The following is an 18,343-nucleotide window of genomic DNA, read 5'->3' on the forward strand; positions in this document are numbered from 1 at the left end:
CACATTAAGACCTTTTTTTCATATTCCTGTTGAATGGATTTGCCGGGTCATCTAAAATCTAATGAGAGATACTGCCGCTGCGCAGTTCAGTACTACCAGCGCAGCATCTGCACTTCGATTGTTTGTGCGTAAAGAACAAGCAGAAGGACTTTGCCTAGTGAACATTTTTCCCTTTCGTCTCCCCCTTTTCAGCCGCCTTAAAAGCAGAAGGCTTGTAGTAGCCTTCACCTCCGCTTGCATTTTCATCGCCATCTATTTTGCTGGCCATTTCGATTTTTCGGACGAGCTCCATGGCTTTTACCTCCTCAGCTGCGACCGTGGGCGTTTGTTCGACCTCAAAGGAGATCTGCTGCTCGGCGAAGAAAACCGGTTGTTGGCCAAGTTCGAATTCGATCCCATTCTCGACTTTTTCCGTTACGAGCACAGCCACAAACCGAACCACCCCCACCTCACCTACAGCTGGAACCGGCTGAACGGCAGTGGTTATGTATTCAATTACCACGACGACGGGACCATGCTCCTGACCTGCTTCAGCAGATTCCGGGACAGCCGCGGCGAGATTCCTAAAGGAGTTTTTGTCGGCGGAGGTCTCCCCTATTCCAAACACGATAATGCCCAGCTGACCATGAGCGCCACCGGCATGGCCCACTTCGACGGCAAATCATGGCATCACCTCTGGTGCAATGCCAACGAAACAATCGCCTCGTCCCCGGATGACAAGCATGATCCATCCACCTGGGACTTCCTTGGCAGCAAAGTATTGTTTAGCGACGACAAAAAACTGATCATCCGTAGCAGCCACAGTGTGCCCTTCGGAGCAACGACTCTGCGCATCGATCGGTATGCCATTTTCCGGGCGGGGGAGAATTACTTCATCCTGCTGATGAAACTGACCAACATCGGCAATACCCCTGCCTACTATTACTATGTGTATGGCGATGAGCCGTGGGTGGGCCAATTCGGTAGTTCGGGGGGCAATATCGGCTGGGCAAAGGGGCGGCTTTTTTACTTCGAGGGGTCCGTTGACCCGCGACAATACTCCTATGCAGGCATGTATGACATTGGCAACCCGATGATCCTCGGGGAAAAGGGTTCTTCCTTTTCGGGAAAGGCCAATTTTATCGAGTGGATCGGGGATAACAAACCCAATCTGGTCTATTTCTCCAACAAAGAGGGGCAATTCGCCGAGGAAAAGGAACGGGTCCCCCTGGCCAGCAAAGACAACCGGGTTATTTTTCTGCAATGGGGACCTCGGCCGCTCATGCCAAGGGACAGGGACTTCATGATCCTGGCAATCGGCCTGGCGAACAAAGATCCGCACTCTATGTTTCCCGTCAAACCCGATGTGGGGCTCGATCAGAGCGATTTTGACATCATCCTTTCTGACTCACCATAGATACGGCGGAGATTCTAATCACATAAACAGTAGATCTTGCCCCTTTTTTACTCTAGGTTTTCACTCTCAAATACCATTATTCCATAGGTCGCACCGTCCCCAGCCATTACTTCTACAGCGTTTAAACTCCTTTTCTCATGCCTTTGCAGGGTACAATAACAGACGCACACTCATGGCACACCAGAAACAGCATGAGCATACCCTGGTTGTGTCTCCTTAACGACCGTGGTATGGAACCACGCCTAGGCGGCTGGCCAGTCCATCTCGAATTCGTCCGCTATAGCTATCGGTTCAGGGCCCGCAGCACTTACAGGATTTCCTGAAATGCCCGCGTGATCCTCAAAAAAAAGGCCCATCTTTTGAAAAGATGGGCCTTGCTGTATAAACACAGCATAAGTTTTAAATCTTACAGGCTTTTATGGCAGCTTTCGCAGGAGAGTGAATCGCTCCAGTTTACTGCGGGTTGACCTGCCTTCATGTTGTGACAGACAACGTTCGAGCAGGAGCCGTTACCGGGAGTGCCTGCAGTATAGGTGGCCTGTGAGCTCAACCTGTTTTTCGAGTAGTCGTAGGCAGCAGCGCCATTTTTGTAGTTGTCGCCGTTACGAACCCACCCAGTTGCGCCGCTGGTGTAACCGGCAAAGCTGGCAGGCCTGAGCTGTGCCTTGGAGTAAATGGTCGTGTAGGCAAAGAAGACGTCGACATTGCCGTTGACGTGGTTGCCGCGGTTGGCGATTGAACCGTAAATGGGGGTGGCATCGCCGCCATGGCAGGAAACACAGGCATTGTTGGCAGCGTTGCGCGCTGAAGTAACGGTCCCATTGTGACAGATGTTACAGTTAATGGTCGTGGCTTGGCCGGAAATACCATGGCTGACCGAGCCGGTATTCCCGGCGGGCAGCAGGCCGCTGGTGCCGTTGTAAATGTTGTCGGCGTGGATGCTTCCATTCACATGGGCCTGGTGAGTGGCGTCGGCAGGAGAGTTACCATGGCACTTGCCGCAACGCTCTGCTGCCGTAAAGGTGACGTTCCAGGCAGGAGCGTGGCCGTTGCCTGCGGCAACCATGGGATTCCTCCCATCGCTGTGACAGTAGACCAAATCGCAGCCGGTGCCGGCAACGTACGCTGCTGCCGGATCGTTTTTCGCCTTCAGGCTGCTGCCGCCATTGGCAACAGTCAACTGACTGACAACAACGTCAATATTCCCGTCCGCATGGGTGGCAGGTGTAATCGGGTGACAGTTGGCGCAACCGAATTTGTAGCTTCCGGTGGTATCGTCGCCGGTAGACTTGTTGGCCGTGTAAGCATAGAAAGTGACGCTGCTCAGGAGGTTGCCGGTGTGTTTGGCATGGGCACCGGAAAGATTCGGGTGACAACCGGTGCAGCCTAGTGTGCTGCCCCATGCGACATTGACATAAGCTCCCTTGCCGTTACTGTGGCAGTAAACGGTGCTACAGGTCGTGCCACTGTAGGAAGCTTTCCAGGCTGCTGAGATATTGGCAAATTTCACGTCGGTCTTGTAGGAGCCGTTGATATGGGTAACAGAACCAGTTTTGATGGTGGTGCTGCTACCTGCAGCTGCAGTGTCGGCATGGCATTTATCACAGGTGATGGATGAAATGGCCAGATGCTTTGGATGGGTTAAGGTGTTATTGGTGTGGCAGCCAGTGCATCCCATGGTCATGGTGCCTGTCCAGGTAACTAGAGCTCCCTGACCGCCTTTGCCATTGCTGTGACAGTAGCTGGTGTTACAGGAAGCGATATCTTTGCCTGCCTTCAACCCTGAGTAATCCCTGAATTTGTTGATGTGCTTGGACTTATCGATGATGTTCGTATCGCTGCTGACGGTCTTGGAATGGCAGTCCTTACAGCCAAAGCTACCGCCACCCAATGGATCGGTGAGATGCTTGGCATGTTTGCCGGACAGACTGCTCGCAGTGGCAGCATTACCATGACAAGCGGTACAGCCAGTGGAAGCGCTGGTGCTCCAGGAAACAGCAGACCCATTGGCGGAGCCTATCCCTGTCTGGCCGTTGCTATGACAGTAGGTTGCATTACAGGCAGTAGTGCTGCCGTTGGACCAGTTGAAACCATTATCATTGCCTGCCAAGGTTCCCGATACATATACGGGGTTTCTGCCGGCAGACGTGTAAGTAAAGTATACCTCTGCTGCACGGACGGGGTCTACGGCATTGCCAGCATGCTTAGCTTTGCGGGGATCGTGACAGGTGGAGCAGGTGAAGCGATAGGAACTTATAGAGCTGACGTTGCCGGACATATTGCTGTAGGTGCTCGGCAAAGCAGTTGAGTTGTAGTGAATCTTGTGGGCATTGTTGGCCCAGCCAGCATCGTTAGGTGTGGCACTGTGACAGCTGTTGCACATGGTTGTGCCACCCCAGGGGAGGGCGGAGTTGGAACCGTGGCAATAGGTTGCGGAACAGGTTTTGGCAGTAGAGTCGTAGGAGCCGGAAGCGTTGTTGCCACCAACCATGAACTTGACGTCTTCGCCATTGACATTACCTTTGCCGTCCAAGTGCTTGCCGCCGGCAACAATGCTGGTGTTGTTCTGCGTGGTGTTCCAGTGGCACTCTTTACAGGTGAGACCGCTGCTGGCAACGTGTTTGACATGGCTGTTCGCCCCGGTCACACCGACACCGGCACTGGGACGGTTCGGGTAGCCCAAGCCGGCGGTGCCTACGCCATGGCAGCCGTCGCAGCCGATGACCGCACCACCCCACGAAGGATTGGTGTAGGTTCTGGATGCAGTAACGGGGTTACCGTCGCTATGACAGTACAGTGTAGCGCAGGTGCCGCCATAAGGGGTGGCGCCGCTATTGAGACTGGTGAAGGCGACATCCTTTGATTTGTTCACATGGAGCTTAACGCCAGAATACGTTTTCAGGACAGAGCTGCTGCCAACCGCCATGGTACGGCTGTGGCAGGTATCACAGCTGTAGCTGGAGCCGAGTACAGTGTTGTTGTTCACATGAGCCGTATGATTGACACTAAGTGTGCTGGAGCCAGCTGCATCACCGTGACAGGCGTTACAGGCCAATGATCCAGTTGCCCAAGTTGGTGTTTTATAAACCGGCGTCGTCACTTGCCCGTTGCTATGGCAGTAGGTGGTGCTGCAAGTGCCAGGGGCGTCGCCTGGTTTGTGGCCGTTATTGGAGTAGCTGCCGCCGTAGTTGGCGTTCAGGTCAACGTTGATGGCAAAGTTGACATGGGTGCCGTAATTATTGATGCTCTGGTTGTTGGCACTGCCGGCAGTCTGTGCATGGCAGGAGTTACAGGCGAAACCATAAGTACCAATATGCTTCGGGTGAGCGACCGACGCAATCTGTTTCGACGTCGTATTATCACCACCATGGCAACCGGTACAATTGGCAGGAAGCGCTCCACCCCAACGAACCGTTGAATATGGCTTTTGCAACGCAGTGGCAGAGGTGCCCTGACTATGGCAATAGATATTAGCACAGTACGCACCGGTCATGGGAGTGCCAGGGGTTCTTTGGGAAAACGAATTTCCAGCAAAGGTTCCACCTACCGCAGTAGTGGAGTTATTGAATTTAACTGTGACCTTCTTGTCAACGTGATCTGCTGTGCTGGCGATGGTATTGTTGTCGCTGACAGTTGCTGCGTGGCATTTGACACAACCGAAGCTATAGTTGCCGGCAACATGCTTGCCATGGCTGTTGGTCGCCATGGGATCGGCGGAATCGCCCTTGTGGCAGAGAGTACAGGAGCCGGTGCCTCCCCAGGTTGGAGCCTGATTCTGAACGAAAGTGCTGGAAGAAGGGTTGATGGTGCCGTTACTATGGCAATAAAGGTTCGAGCAGGTACCATTGCGGTTGGCATCGGCATTGGTCATGTAGGTCGGATATGCGAGGTTCGTTACACTCAAGCTGTATGATGTGCCCTTAAGCTCACTGCCATTGAGAACAAGCCCACGGCTCCCAGCGCTGGTAGCATGGGCAAATTTGGCAATATCGGTCCCTAAAGTATGGTCTGCATGGCACTTGGCGCAGGACGCTGCATCTGTACCAAAATAGACACCATGTCTGGATCCGGTCCCTGGATGGCTTCTGTCCTGAGGGGCCGGAAAGTTGACGTTACCATGGCAGGCGTTGCAGTTGTTGCTGGAAGAGCTAGCGTAACTGAAAGGAGTGGAGCCCCAGGTTGGGGTGGTAGTCTGAAAGTGACAGTTGACACTTGAACAAGTAGCATTGGTCATAACTTGATTCGAGGTCTGGTTGACAAAACCGACCCCGCCGGCCTTGAAATAGGTGGCAGTGGACGGCGAGTTTTTGATGTTTGGCTGGAAGCTGATCTTTCCATCGCGGTGACCGAAGGTGGTATTCTGCACATGGCAATTGTCGCAGCTAGCGACTGATGTCCCTGGAGCCATATGGGTACTGTGGCTACCGACAAAGCCACCGGTTGTAATGTTCCGGTACGCAGCATCTATAGGCCTCACATCTCCAGTCAGTCTATTGCCATGACAGTCAGCGCAGCTGTCGATCTTATTGCCGGTCAGTGCCAGCACCTTCCCGGAAAAGATAAACACAGTCGTTAAGGACAACAGCAAGCATAGAATCAGTTGTTTGAAGTATCCTGCGCTGTGACATGTCTTCATACGTGACTCCTTAAATATAACTGAAAACGATTGTAATCTCATACTGTCATCCTCAACGGGGAGGGCCAAAGCCCTCCCTTTGACGTAATATTTATCCATGAAACTGGACACTGCCCGCCGTTATTTCTGGCTGCTCCAATTCGGTGACGGCTGGAAGTGACAGCTGACGTTGGAACAGCTGCCGGATTTGTAAGTGCTGCGATCGTCAGACTTATTACCCGTGTAAGTAATCGGCAATTTGGAGTCGAATTTGTATTTCGGATCAACCTGGACATTGATGGTGCTCGGCTTGGTGTAATCGCCGCGCATGTGCAGGCCGTTGGTATCCGATCCGTAATGACACTTCAGACAGTTAGTCCATGTCTGTGATGCTTTTGCGCTGGCAAGGACGTGTCCCGCAACATCATGAGCACCACCGCCACCTGTGTAGTTCTGCAGTCTGGCGCTGGAGTAGTTATCTATGTGGCCGTAACTTGCCAGCATCGTCTGGACCGGCGGATACCCGTGGCACCCGTCGCAACCACCCATCGGCTGGAAGGCATATACGGTTTTGTCGTTCTTATGCTGATGGCAGCCAAGACATCCGCTGGTGTAATGCTGCGGCGCACTGTAGTTGCTGAAAAACTTCGTCTTGGTATGGCACACCTGACAGAGGCCTGTGTACAGGTTGCCGACCTTGACAGTGCTGATCAGAGAAGTGGTGTTATTATAGGAAATATCACAGGTGATATTTTTCAGCACCACTCTATCCCAGGTGACGATCTTTGCCCTGATCATATTGCGATTGGTCGAACCATGGGGATCGTGACAGGTGTTACAGGCGCTGGGCTTACTGTTCACGTCAGCCGAAGTACCGATATAGTCGGTAATGTGGGTGTACATGTTGTTCTTGTTATCGGTGGGAACGGTCGTTGTATTGTTGTGACAAGCATTACATTCGTTATTGAGTGCACCTGTGTAGGCCGGCAAAAGCCTCGTATCATGTGCTGCCGGATCGATGTGCTTGGCATTGGCATCATGACAGGAGGTACAATTGTAATTCATGATCACTCCGGTGCTGCTGGAGTTCATGTTGTGCCCTTTGGTGGCGGCAAGAGATTTGTCGGGAGCCTGCAGACCATTGACGGTGGAAAGGGTGCCGGTATGACAGCTTTCGCAGGTGACACCGGTGCGGCCGGTGACCCAGGATGCGGAACCAAGCTGATTGGCATGGCAGGAAGCTGAACAGGTGCTGGAACTAACGTCAACCGTGGTACCGTTAAGGTGCTTAGTGGTGTAGTCGGGGCCGTGGCATTTATTACATGCATCCGGCACAGTAGGAAGTGTGGACAGTTGTGGACCATAGGGGACACTTGTGGAAAGGTGCGCCTGGTGAGCACCGCTGGTTCTGTCGGTAGTACCGTGACAAGACCCGCATTTACCGGTGCTGGGATCAGTCCATTTAGGCGTAGTGACAGGTGCATTGCCCGACCCATCGCTGTGGCAGTAGATTGAAGTACAGGTACCATCTGCATTAAAGGAGGAAGCACCACCGAGGGCGAACGGCAAGCTTACCGAGGCAAACTGAACCTGCTTGTTGCCATCCGCATGCTTGGTCTTGTCGGCGATGGCTGTGGAACCGCTGGCTGTTGCGGCGTGGCAGTTCTGGCAGACATAATTCTTAGCAAGATGAGCACCATGGGCATTGGTAGTCGGAGAGGCCTCATGACAGGAACCGCAAGTGGTTTTTTCTCCGAACCATTTAGGGGTTGCACGGTAGACAACTGAGTATTGTTTGAAGGCAGTCGTAGGCGCACCATTACTGTGACAGTAAACGGCAGAACAGGTGTTGGCAGTTGTGTTGTAGGTCGGCGTGGAACCAAGCTTGGCAGCAAGTGCAGCTACGTAGCCCGGCTGGACGAAGACATCCTGGTAGCCGCCGTTCTGATGGAGAGCCAGGGGAGCACTGGGATAATGGCACTCAAGACACTTGTAGTTCGTATAGCTGGCGTGGGTAGTATGGGCTGAAGTTGCCTCCTTCGCTGAGTCATAACCGGCAGCTGCAGTGGTTGCCGTCGGAGGCTGACCGTGACAATTCAGACAGGAAGCGTCGAAACTCCATCGGCTGTCGTGGCTGTGACAGCCATTGCATTGCGCAGCAGTTGCGTTGGCAATCGTGTGTGCTTCAGGATATTTATTGTCGCCAGGACCGCTTACTGGTACAACATGGCATGCTTGGCAAACTCCCGTTCCGTTCTGGTCTTTATAGAGCCTTTGTGCAGAAGTAGACTGGAAAAAAGTGGGCTTCGGGGTTGTGAGTTTCTTGTTGTCCTTCCATCCTGTTGCCGAGGACCAGTTCATATAGCGCTTGACCATGTAGACGTTCGGCACCATGGTGGCAGCGTCGGTGGCGAAGGGGTCATAATCCACGTGGCCGCTATGGCAATCGGTACAGCGGACACGCTGGTTGCCGCCGTTATGCTCGTGTTTGTTGGTGTGGCAGTTGGTACAGATATTGGGGCTGTCCAGGGTCGTGTAATTCTCGTACCGGTAGTCCGTTCTCAAGAGAAAGCCCTTGGACGGTTTCAGACCGTTTACCATGGCAGTGGAGAAGTTATCAAGGGTTTTGCTGTTGGAGTCGGCAAAGTGTGGATTATGGCAGGTAGTACAAACAACCTTTCCGTTGGCAAGCTTCATCTCCGATGTGGGGTTGGCGGAATTACTATTTGTCGGCACCGGAGCGAATTTCGATGGCTTGGCAGCCGCCTTGGCAGCATAGTCGATATTCACGGGATGAGAACCGAAAGCATGGCTTTGGCTGTTTCTCATGCGATGACAATCGAGACAGAGCTCGTCATTGGTCATGGACAGCTTGGTCAAATGTGGCAGAAACGGCTCATTATGCAACGAGTGACAACGGTTACAGCTAAGAGAGCCATTATTGGCAGTGATTTTATTCATGATGGAAGAAACAGGTGGAAGCGCACCTGCTGCTGGATTATTATCCGTGGCAGACCATTCGTGGGAACTGTGGGTATAAGAATCCTTTTCTGCACTCTCGATGGTCGTTCCGAAGGGATTGGCCATGTCACCTAAAAAGAATTGCTTGTTCGTGAGATAAGCGCCACCCGACTTATGGCAGACCAAACAAACATTGTTCCTGGCGCTGGTTGAACCGTCGGCACTGGCATGACATACTCCACACCGTCCACTAAGGAAAGAGTGTGACGGCGGCAGGTTCATCGCCCTTACTGCAGTCGCGGTTGTAATAACCATGATCAGTGTCAGCAGAGCATTTTTAATTGGTCGATTCATATTTACGCTCCTAAAAGCATTTATATACGTTGTCATCATTGCACGGTTCAGAGCTACCAGCTAAAAGTACTATCCTGTGCTTTCCTTTGAATGAGGATTGCGTCTATCAAGTCAATCTTGCCATTGGGATTGGCGGCGCCTTTCAACAGAGGACCGATATCTCCGTGGGCAAGTTCTGCTGCCGTAGGCTGTCTCACACCCATTGCCAGTTGCCTGGCAAGCTGTGCGTCGTTGGCATCGACAACTCCATTCTGATCAATATCGCCATCGGGCTTATTGTAGGTCAGACCGGTAATGACACTTATGTTGCCGGCCGCGTCGGTTGCCTTGATCTGGATAGTACCGGCGTTGTAGCTTGAGGTGGTCAGATCGGCACTCCATGATGTACCGTTGATTGTCACGGCAAAGGATTTAGCTCCGTCGGTAACCGATACGCTGGCAGAGGCCTCGACCGTACCGTTAATGTTCTTAGGATAGCCGGCGGCGCTCGGAACGAGTGTAAGACTGGGAGCTACCGTGTCATAATTGACGGACCGTGTCACGGAAGTGGCATTGCCTGCCGAATCGGTCGCAGTCACCGTGATCAGATTAGCCCCGGCCACAAGAGAAGCGCCGGTGTTGAAGGTAAAGGTTCCATTATTGACGGCGGGGGCAGGCGTAACCGGTGTTGCATTGATGGTAGCCACCAATGCAGGGTAACCGTCAGCATCACCGGAGATGGTTCCGGATACTTCAATATTCGGCAGATTGGTGGCGATATCATTTGCCGGTGCAGTGATTGCCAGAGCGGGTGCAGTGCTGTCAAGGGTGACGGTGCGTTTGAGGCTTGCTTCCTTGGCCCCTGAAGTTGCGGTGGCAACTAGGGTATTCTGGCCGCTCGTCAGGGTGATCGGCACGGACCAGCTACCGGCAGTGTTGGTGACGCCTGCAACGGCCACACCGTTATTAGTTACAGTAACGGTAGCATCTACTGGGGTTACCGAGCCACTCAGCGAGGCTGAAGCCGTTCTGGTAAAGGAATTGTCGGCTGGGGTGGCATCGATTGCCAGTACCGGTCTGGTAGCATCATAATTAATTGTCCTGGTATTGACAAAAGATGTCTTGCCCCCCAGGTCGGTCGCCTGGACGGTTATGGTATTGGCACCCGGCTGCAGGGTGACCGGTACACTGAAGGAAGCTGCCGGCAAGGGCGTGGAAACAACCGTCGCAGCACCGCTGTTAACTGTAACAGATACGGTGCTGGGGTTGGCATCCTGTACGTAGCCGGAGATATTCTGAGTCATGGTGCCGCTGCTGAAGCTGCCGTCGGGAAGTGCCGAAATATTCAGAAGGGGCGCTGTTGTGTCACTAATAATGGTAACGCCGGCAGAGGCAGTATTGTAGCCCGGCTTGGTAGCTGTAACAGTGAAGCTGTTTGCAGTGTTGTTTCTGAGAAGCGAAGTCCCGGTCCAAGTTGTACCTGCCCCTGTTATCGTAGCAACGCTATCTGTTTGTGTAGTGTTATTTCTGATCGTCACCGTGCATCCAGCCTCTACAGTACCTTCCAGTATAGCGCTAAGCTCACTGGTTACGGTATTGGCAGGGGTCGTTATGGTCAGGGAAGGCGCACTCATTGTGTAGACGACCGTCTTTACAGCTGACTTTTTAATCCCTTCCACATCGGTAGCAAGAGCCGTAATCTTGTTTGCACCCAAAGTCAGGCCGGTTATGACGGCACTCCAAGTTCTACCTGTACCATCATATGTAACAGCTCCTGCAACTGCACCAGTATCGGTCGAAAGTGTAACATCGGAAAGAGGGTAAGCAGGTGAGAGCGTTCCGCTAATGGAATATGTGGAAACATTGGTATTTTCAGGAGAAGGATTTATTGTGATTGCAAGAGGATCATTGGTTACAGGCACACCTCTGCCGTCAATATCGAGGATTTTAATACTGCTGTCGGCAGATACAACAAGAAGCCTGCCATATACTGAATCAAATTGCGCATCGGTGGGCAATAAAAACTGATAATCCTGAGCCCCGCTTAAAACTCCATAGGGATAGCCACCAACCGCATAGTACGTGCTTCCAGCCCCTATGAACGACAGATAAGTACCGGAGACAACAGTCACCGGATCGATAACCTGAATTCCACCTTTCCAGGTATCAACCACGTACAGTCGCTTCAGTTTGCCAAGCTGATCATATTCAAAGGCAAACCCCTGGACGGAGACGAAATTCATCGGAGCATCATTTAAGCCTTTACCTATAACATTGACAACTGGATAATTGGGGTCGGTTGCATCGAAAAACTGAATTCTGCCATTCGCAGTATCTGCAACGACAATACGTTTAGCATCTTTTTCATAGGCTATCCCTGACGGATTAAAGAATAATCCCCAAGCCCCCAAACCCGTTGAGTCAGACAAACCATAACCGCCAAAGGTCTTTTTAAGAGTCGCACCTGTTGAATCAAAAACATGCACCTTATTCAATGCACCATCAGTAACACAGATATCCCCGTTAAAACCATTGACTGCAACCCCGTTAGCCCTACCAATAACGCCTTCCCCTACGCGGGTAATTTCCGCACCGGTAACAGGATCCAGAATAGCAACGTACTTACCCTGGGTGACGATAATTTTGGGGCTGGCATCGTTGGTCAAAGCAACGCCAAGAGGTATGCCGGCAGTTTTAAAAGTTTTTAGCAGGCGGCCATAGAGATTGTACTTCAAGACCGCCTGATTCCTGGCATCGGTCACGTAAATATAATTTCCGGAGGGATGCAGCGCCATTCGCACAGGCGTCAACATGCCATCCCTTATAGGAGTCCTTGCAGAAATCCCGGGAGGAGCCACCGCTGCCGAGGAAATTGCCCCTGACAGTGAAATGACTGCGAGAAGCAGTGAGACGACAAGCACTGTTGTAAAGTTGCGCTTTGCGTGAATCATGTGAAAGCCTCCGTTTTTATTGGAGATATTCTAATCTAAATTTAAATCCAAGACATCTTGGAAAGATACCGTTCCCCATACGTTGCAACATCAGTGCCCGCACCTATGATTTTTATCGAGTTTAATGAAAGGTAAAGGAGGGATATGAGGATTAAGTGAAGGGCTTGAGCAAAGGACGCGAGGCTTCGTTTCGGAAGAAACGAAGCCTCAGCTTACGAGCGACGCCTTGAAGGGCAAGATTAGGACGAAGGTTATTTCATTTAAATCAGAAAATTTCTCAAACAGGCATTAATATAACTTATTTTAAAAAACCAAACTTTTTCATTCGATAACGAAAGGCATCGATGCCAAGGCTAAGTTTTTTGGCGGCTTTTGATTGGTTCCAGTCGGTCATCTCCAGCGATTGCCGGATCAGTTCCTTTTCCACCTCTTCGATATCGACTCCTTCTGGGGGGAGTTTGAAGGTGGAGACAGGGACTGAGGAGGCTGAGCTTTTGGCGATGATCTCCAGGGGCAGATTTTCGATGAGCAGAGTATCTTCCGTTCCGAGTATGATAGCCCGCTCGATAACATTTTTCAGCTCTCTGATATTGCCGGGCCAGCTATAGTCAAGGAGCATCTTCTCTGCCATGCTGGAAATGGATTTCACCGACTTGTTGAATTCCTTGCCGAAGGATTCCATAAAGTGATTAGCGAGCTGAATAATGTCTTCCTTCCGCTCACGCAGCGCCGGCAGGAAGATGGGAATTACCTGCAGCCGGTAATAGAGGTCGTTACGGAACGACTTCTCCTCGATGGCCTTGAGCAACTCCTTATTGGTGGCGGAAATAATCCGCACATCGACTGAAATAACCTTGGCGCCGCCGATACGCCTGAAGGTCCGGTCTTCGAGGAACCTGAGGAGCTTGGCCTGCATTCCCATCTCCATATCGCCGATCTCGTCGAGGAATACCGTCCCACCGTCGGCGAGCTCGAACAATCCTTTTTTTGCGGTCTTGGCATCGGTAAAAGCCCCTTTCTCGTGGCCAAAAAGCTCGCTTTCAAGAAGGGTCGCAGGGACAGCGGCGCAATTTATGGCGACAAATGGCTTCTCCGCCCTGCTCGACTGATAGTGGATCCACTTGGCAACAAGTTCCTTGCCGGTACCCGATTCACCCTGAACGAGAACTGTCGAGGCTTCGCTCTTGGCAACCTTCCCCATCATGTCCAGGACGTTTTTCATGTGCTTGCTGGTGCCGATAATCTTCGGGGGTCCCAGCTTCTTGTGCTCACTCCTCAGCTGCACCACTTCGCGACGCAGGTCTGAGGTCTCCAGGGCCTTCTTTATGACAATGGATAGCTCATCTAGGTTGAAAGGCTTATTGATGTAATCATAGGCCCCCATACGCATGGTATTCACGGCCGTCTCCAGCCCACCATGGGCCGTGAGCATGATGACGATTATGTCATCGTCGAATTCCTTGATCTTTTCCAGAACCTCCAAGCCCCCGATGCCGGGAAGTTGAATATCGAGAAGCACCAGTTCGGGCTGCTCCTCACGCACAAGGCGAAGGGCATCTTCGCCGTTTCCGGCAGTATAGACCTCATAACCCTGCTTTTTCAGGTTCTGCTCAAGGGACCAACGGATCAGATGTTCGTCGTCAACCACCAGTATTTTCGTTTTTCTCAAGGCAATTCCCCTTTTCGGAAGTATTCAAAAGCAGTCGTACTTTATATGGCAGCCGCCTCAACCAGATTTTCCGAGGTCGGCATAGGCAGCGCCGGCAAAGATACGGTAAATTCTGTCCCTTTGCCGTCCTTGCTGGAAACGGTCAGCGTTCCGTTATGCTGTGACACCAGCTTGTGGCAGATGGCCAGTCCCAGCCCCGTTCCCTGGGCTTTTGTCGTAAAGAACGGCGTAAATATCTTCTCCAGGATCTGGGGAGGAATCCCCTGCCCCGTATCCTTTACCATGATGAGAACCCGTTCGGGATCGGAATTCTCCAGAGCGGTGGTGATGGTCAGGGTGCCACCATCCTGCATTGCCTGCATGGCATTAAGGATTAAATTGAGCAGAACCTGCTGGATCTGCTTCGGGTCCACATAAACCGGAGGCAGGTCCTCCTGGAGCTCCAGCTTTTTCTCTATATCCCTGCTGCCCCGATGCTGGGATGCAAACTTGAGCGTCTTGCGAATGGTAGAGTTGATGTCGATGAAGGTCGGTTCCGGTTGAGCCGGCTTGCCGAAGAACAGCAGATCGTTGACCGTCTTATCGAGCCTGTTGATCTGCTCCAGCACCTCGTCGACAATGGATATGCGTGAATCGGAAGGGGCAAAATCCTCTTTTATGATGGTCATGGCCGAGGCGATGCCGGTCAGGGGATTCTTTATCTCATGGGCAATGCCGGAGGCCATTTCGCCGACGGAAGCCAAACGATCCGCCCGCTCCATCTGCTGGAAATGGTAATGCTCCAGTTCCTGCTTTGCCGTATCGAGGCGGTCCACCATGGAGTCGAAACTGATGATGAGTCGGCCGATCTCATCTTTACCGTCGGGTTTCATCCGTACGGACAGATCGCCCTGCTCGACCCGGGCCATATTTTCCGCCAGCAGATGGAGCGGCTTCTTGACGAATTTCAGCATGACCATGGCAATGGCAAGGGAGAGGAAGGATATGATGGCGATGGTGGAAAAAACGAACAGTTTCGACGCATCCATGATCCGCTTCCGTGTCTCCACCAAGGAATAGTTCACGTTGAGCAGGCCAATAATGCGGCTTTTGTGGCCGTGACAGACATGGCACTGTTCGTCGTTATAGATCGGCTTCAGCATGCCGAGGACTTCCCCATGTCCCTCCAGGAAGAAGACCCCCTCTTTCCGGTTGTTGATGAACAGCTGATAATCACGGTCATCGACCGCCTTACCGACTTCGCTCGGGCGGGAAGATTTGAGCACAACGCCGTGGGGATGGAAGATGCGAACAGCGAGCAGCTTCTGGTTCTGCCCCACCAGCTCCAGAATGGTCTGCACATCTTCGCTGTTGCCGATGCGCATGGAGTTGTAGGTACTGCGTTCGATGGTACTGAGCAGGAGTTCGCTGCTCTCCCTGGCGGCATCGATCAGCTGCATCTGCTCCCGCCTCAGGGTGACGAAGGTAAAGGTGCTGATGCCGAAAACGAGCAGCAGGATGGAGATGACTATAACCCGTGTGGTGAGACTCTTAAAGATCAATCAGACTCCCGTGCGGCAGTGGCGGAAGGTTTCGCTGATTACGGTGAAGGTTTTCCCGGTGGTGTGGGCAATCCGGTTATGGTTGTTTTTGTCCCACGTGGTGCCGGCACTTTGTTCCAGATAAATTGCCAGTCGCTATATTTCTTCTTCCCTTCGAAGTCAATGAAGTCTTTGGGGAAGTTGGCCTGTTTGATGGGCTCCTTCTCACTGGAGCTGGCTACGCCGACGATGCCCTGGTTGGCGTCCTTGATCGGGACCCAGTTCTCGCCGGTTATCGGGTCCGGATACAGTCTGCGAAGGTATCGAACATTCTGCAGGGATCGTGGATCCTTCAGCAGGTCTTTCAGGTCTCGCAAGGGGGTGGCCACATGCTGTCCCGGTCTCGGCTTATACCAGCGGATCATGGCATCCCTGTACTGGGTCCCGGCCCACAAAAGCTCTTCTTCCCGCTCCCGGTCCATGATCATCTTCCAGGACTGTCCCGCCACTCCCATCATGATCCCCATGATGACGACGATCATCAGGGCAGCAAGATAGGTGAATCCGGCAGTGGATTTGAGCGGGTGCAGGAACATTTATTTCCTCGCAAGCACGTCCTTTGCAGCTTCAACGAGATTTTCCGGCATGAGGTTGAAATATTTGAGCAGTTCATCCGCCTTGCCCGAGGTACCGAAGCGGTCGTTGATGCCGACCCTCTTCACGGGTGTGGGGCAGTTTTCGGCAAGCAGCTCGGCGACTGCCCCCCCCAGACCGCCGATTATGGAATGCTCCTCGGCGGTGACGATGGCCCCCGTTTCCTTTGCTGCCTTGATAACAATCTCCCCATCCAGGGGCTTGATGGTGCCGATGTGGACGACACGGGCCGATATGCCCTCGCTTTTCAGTTGTTCGGCAGCGGCAAGGGCCTGGGCGGTCATGAGACCGGTGGTGATGAAGGTCATATCGGTCCCCTTGGCAAGCTCAGAGCCTTTGCCGATCTGGAAGACATGGTCCTCAGGGAAGACGGTCGGCACCTTGTTGCGGCCGAGCCTGATGTAGAACGGCCCCTTCGCAGCGGCTGCAGCCCTGATCGCCCCTTTGGTCTCGACGCCGTCGGCAGGAACGATAACGGTCATGTTGGGAATGGCGCGCATGATGGCAATATCCTCCACCGACTGGTGGGAACCGCCATCCTCACCTACCGTAACCCCGCCGTGGGTGGCAACGACCTTGACATTGGCTTTCGGATAGGCGGCCGACTGGCGAATCTGTTCCCAGCCGCGCCCCGCAGCGAAAATGGCGAAGGTGGAAAGAAAAGGTATTTTCCCCACAGCGGCCAGACCTGCTGCAGTACCGATCATGTTCGCCTCGGCAATGCCCATATTGAAAAAACGCTCGGGAAATTTCTTTGCAAACACCCCGGTCTTGGTGGAGCCGGAAAGATCAGCATCCAGCGCGACGATATCTATATTCTCCTCGCCCAGTTCCGCAAGGGCCTCCCCATATGCGTCCCTGGTGGCAATCATTTTACTCATTTATCCAATCCCTTCTTATTATAGGTTTTTATTCGCAGAAGCAGCCGAGACACTCCAGTGCCCGCGGCAGCTCCTCGTCACTGGGAGGAACGCCATGGTAGGAGGCTTTGTTCTCGAAGAAGGATACACCTTTTCCCTTCACCGTCCTGGCGACGATCATCGTCGGTTTCCCCTTGACCGTTTCGGCGGCATCGAGGGCGCCGATGATGGCCCCCATGTCATGGCCGTCGATATCCAGGACGTTCCAGCCGAAGGCCCGGAACTTATCGGTGATGGGGGCGACATTCATGACCCGGCTCACCTCGCCGTCGATTTGCAGGTTGTTGGCGTCGACCATGGCACAGAGGTTGTCCAACTGGTAATGGGCGCTAGCCATGGCCGCTTCCCATACCTGCCCCTCCTGAAGTTCGCCATCTCCGAGTATGGCATAAACCCTGCTGTCTTTGCCGTCAGTCTTGAGGCCGAGGGCCATGCCGTTGGCCATGGAAAGCCCCTGTCCAAGGGAGCCGGTGCAGACATCCACGCCGGGAGTTCCTTTGCAGTCCGGGTGGCCCTGGAGGTGGCTGCCGAGACGGCGCAACATCATCATGTCCTCTTTGGGAAAATAGCCTGCTTCAGCGAGAGCCGCATAGAGTGCAGGTGCAGCATGCCCTTTGCTGAGGACGAACCGATCCCGTTCCGGCCATGCAGGGTCGGCGGGGTTGTGGCGCATTTTGTGAAAATAAAGGGCGGTGACCATGTCGGTGGCGGACAGTGAGCCGCCGGTATGACCGGACTGTGATTTGTGCAGGGCCCTGACTATGGAGATGCGAAGTTGCCGGGCCTTTTCCTCCAGTTGCGTTATGCGATCGTTCACGTGAAGCTCTTCCTTTCAGACGATGAGTTAGTCGTCGTCGGTAATGAGATAATCAAGGATGATCTCATCGAGACTTTGGCTTGCCTGGCCGTTTTCAGCAGGCTTTGCTGTTGTATCTTTTGCGGGAGACGGGAGAGGCGCGACATTTTCTCCCGGCTGATTGAAGATGCGCTGATCAAATTCCGCCGCCTTCAGCCGGCGCATCATATCCTTGTGCTGCTCCTTCATCAGGTCTTCGACGACCTGTTCCAGGTTGTCAACCTTGATGATGTCCGCATAACTTGTCTTGATCGAGGCGAGAATAGTACCGCCCCGGTAAAGGAGCGTGATGATGTGGGGATTGGCTATGCCGCTGTCCTCTGTCTGGACATGGAATATTTCCCCCTTGTACCTGATGTTGTGATTGAATCCGCCTACCATTATGTGTTTCTCCGCCAAATGACGTACAAGTTGTCAACCTACCATAGGCAACCGAGAGTTGCAACAAGTAAAACAGCGAATATCTCA

The 18,343-nt window shown here is 52.9% G+C and carries 10 protein-coding genes; 1 reads left to right on the forward strand and 9 read right to left on the reverse strand.

Annotated features, from left to right (window positions below):
• Positions 1 to 157 precede the first annotated feature (157 nt).
• Positions 158 to 1,396 (forward strand): hypothetical protein, encoded by a 1,239-nt coding sequence (locus ML541_RS03845; RefSeq protein ID WP_243370996.1) that lies wholly within the window; start codon positions 158 to 160, stop codon positions 1,394 to 1,396.
• A 406-nt stretch (positions 1,397 to 1,802) separates the two neighbouring features.
• On the opposite strand, the gene ML541_RS03850 is transcribed toward ML541_RS03845, so the two are convergent.
• The 9 genes from ML541_RS03850 to ML541_RS03890 form a co-directional block, all read right to left on the reverse strand.
• Positions 1,803 to 6,032 (reverse strand): CxxxxCH/CxxCH domain-containing protein, encoded by a 4,230-nt coding sequence (locus ML541_RS03850; protein ID WP_243370997.1) that lies wholly within the window; start codon positions 6,030 to 6,032, stop codon positions 1,803 to 1,805.
• Between the two features lie 120 nt (positions 6,033 to 6,152).
• Positions 6,153 to 9,326: a CxxxxCH/CxxCH domain-containing protein gene (locus ML541_RS03855; RefSeq protein ID WP_243370998.1), complete on the reverse strand. Its 3,174-nt coding sequence runs from the start codon at positions 9,324 to 9,326 to the stop codon at positions 6,153 to 6,155.
• A 53-nt stretch (positions 9,327 to 9,379) separates the two neighbouring features.
• Positions 9,380 to 12,256: a hypothetical protein gene (locus ML541_RS03860; RefSeq protein ID WP_243370999.1), complete on the reverse strand. Its 2,877-nt coding sequence runs from the start codon at positions 12,254 to 12,256 to the stop codon at positions 9,380 to 9,382.
• A gap of 298 nt (positions 12,257 to 12,554) precedes the next feature.
• Complete coding sequence (locus ML541_RS03865) at positions 12,555 to 13,925, reverse strand: sigma-54 dependent transcriptional regulator (protein ID WP_243371000.1); 1,371 nt, start codon at positions 13,923 to 13,925, stop codon at positions 12,555 to 12,557.
• A gap of 41 nt (positions 13,926 to 13,966) precedes the next feature.
• Positions 13,967 to 15,466, reverse strand: coding sequence for a HAMP domain-containing sensor histidine kinase (locus ML541_RS03870; protein WP_243371001.1), 1,500 nt, complete (start codon positions 15,464 to 15,466; stop codon positions 13,967 to 13,969).
• Between the two features lie 38 nt (positions 15,467 to 15,504).
• A complete protein-coding gene (locus tag ML541_RS03875) occupies positions 15,505 to 16,041 on the reverse strand; it encodes a type II secretion system protein (protein WP_243371002.1) in 537 nt (178 codons plus the stop codon).
• Positions 16,042 to 16,980 (reverse strand): transketolase family protein, encoded by a 939-nt coding sequence (locus tag ML541_RS03880; RefSeq protein WP_243371003.1) that lies wholly within the window; start codon positions 16,978 to 16,980, stop codon positions 16,042 to 16,044.
• 28 nt (positions 16,981 to 17,008) lie between these two features.
• Positions 17,009 to 17,836: a transketolase gene (locus ML541_RS03885; protein ID WP_243371004.1), complete on the reverse strand. Its 828-nt coding sequence runs from the start codon at positions 17,834 to 17,836 to the stop codon at positions 17,009 to 17,011.
• 27 nt (positions 17,837 to 17,863) lie between these two features.
• On the reverse strand, positions 17,864 to 18,256 hold the full coding sequence (locus ML541_RS03890; RefSeq protein ID WP_243371005.1) for a hypothetical protein: 393 nt from the start codon (positions 18,254 to 18,256) through the stop codon (positions 17,864 to 17,866).
• Between the last annotated feature and the right edge of the window lie 87 nt (positions 18,257 to 18,343).

Source organism: Geotalea sp. SG265 (genome assembly GCF_022808985.1).
Classification (GTDB): Bacteria; Desulfobacterota; Desulfuromonadia; order Geobacterales; family Geobacteraceae; genus Geotalea.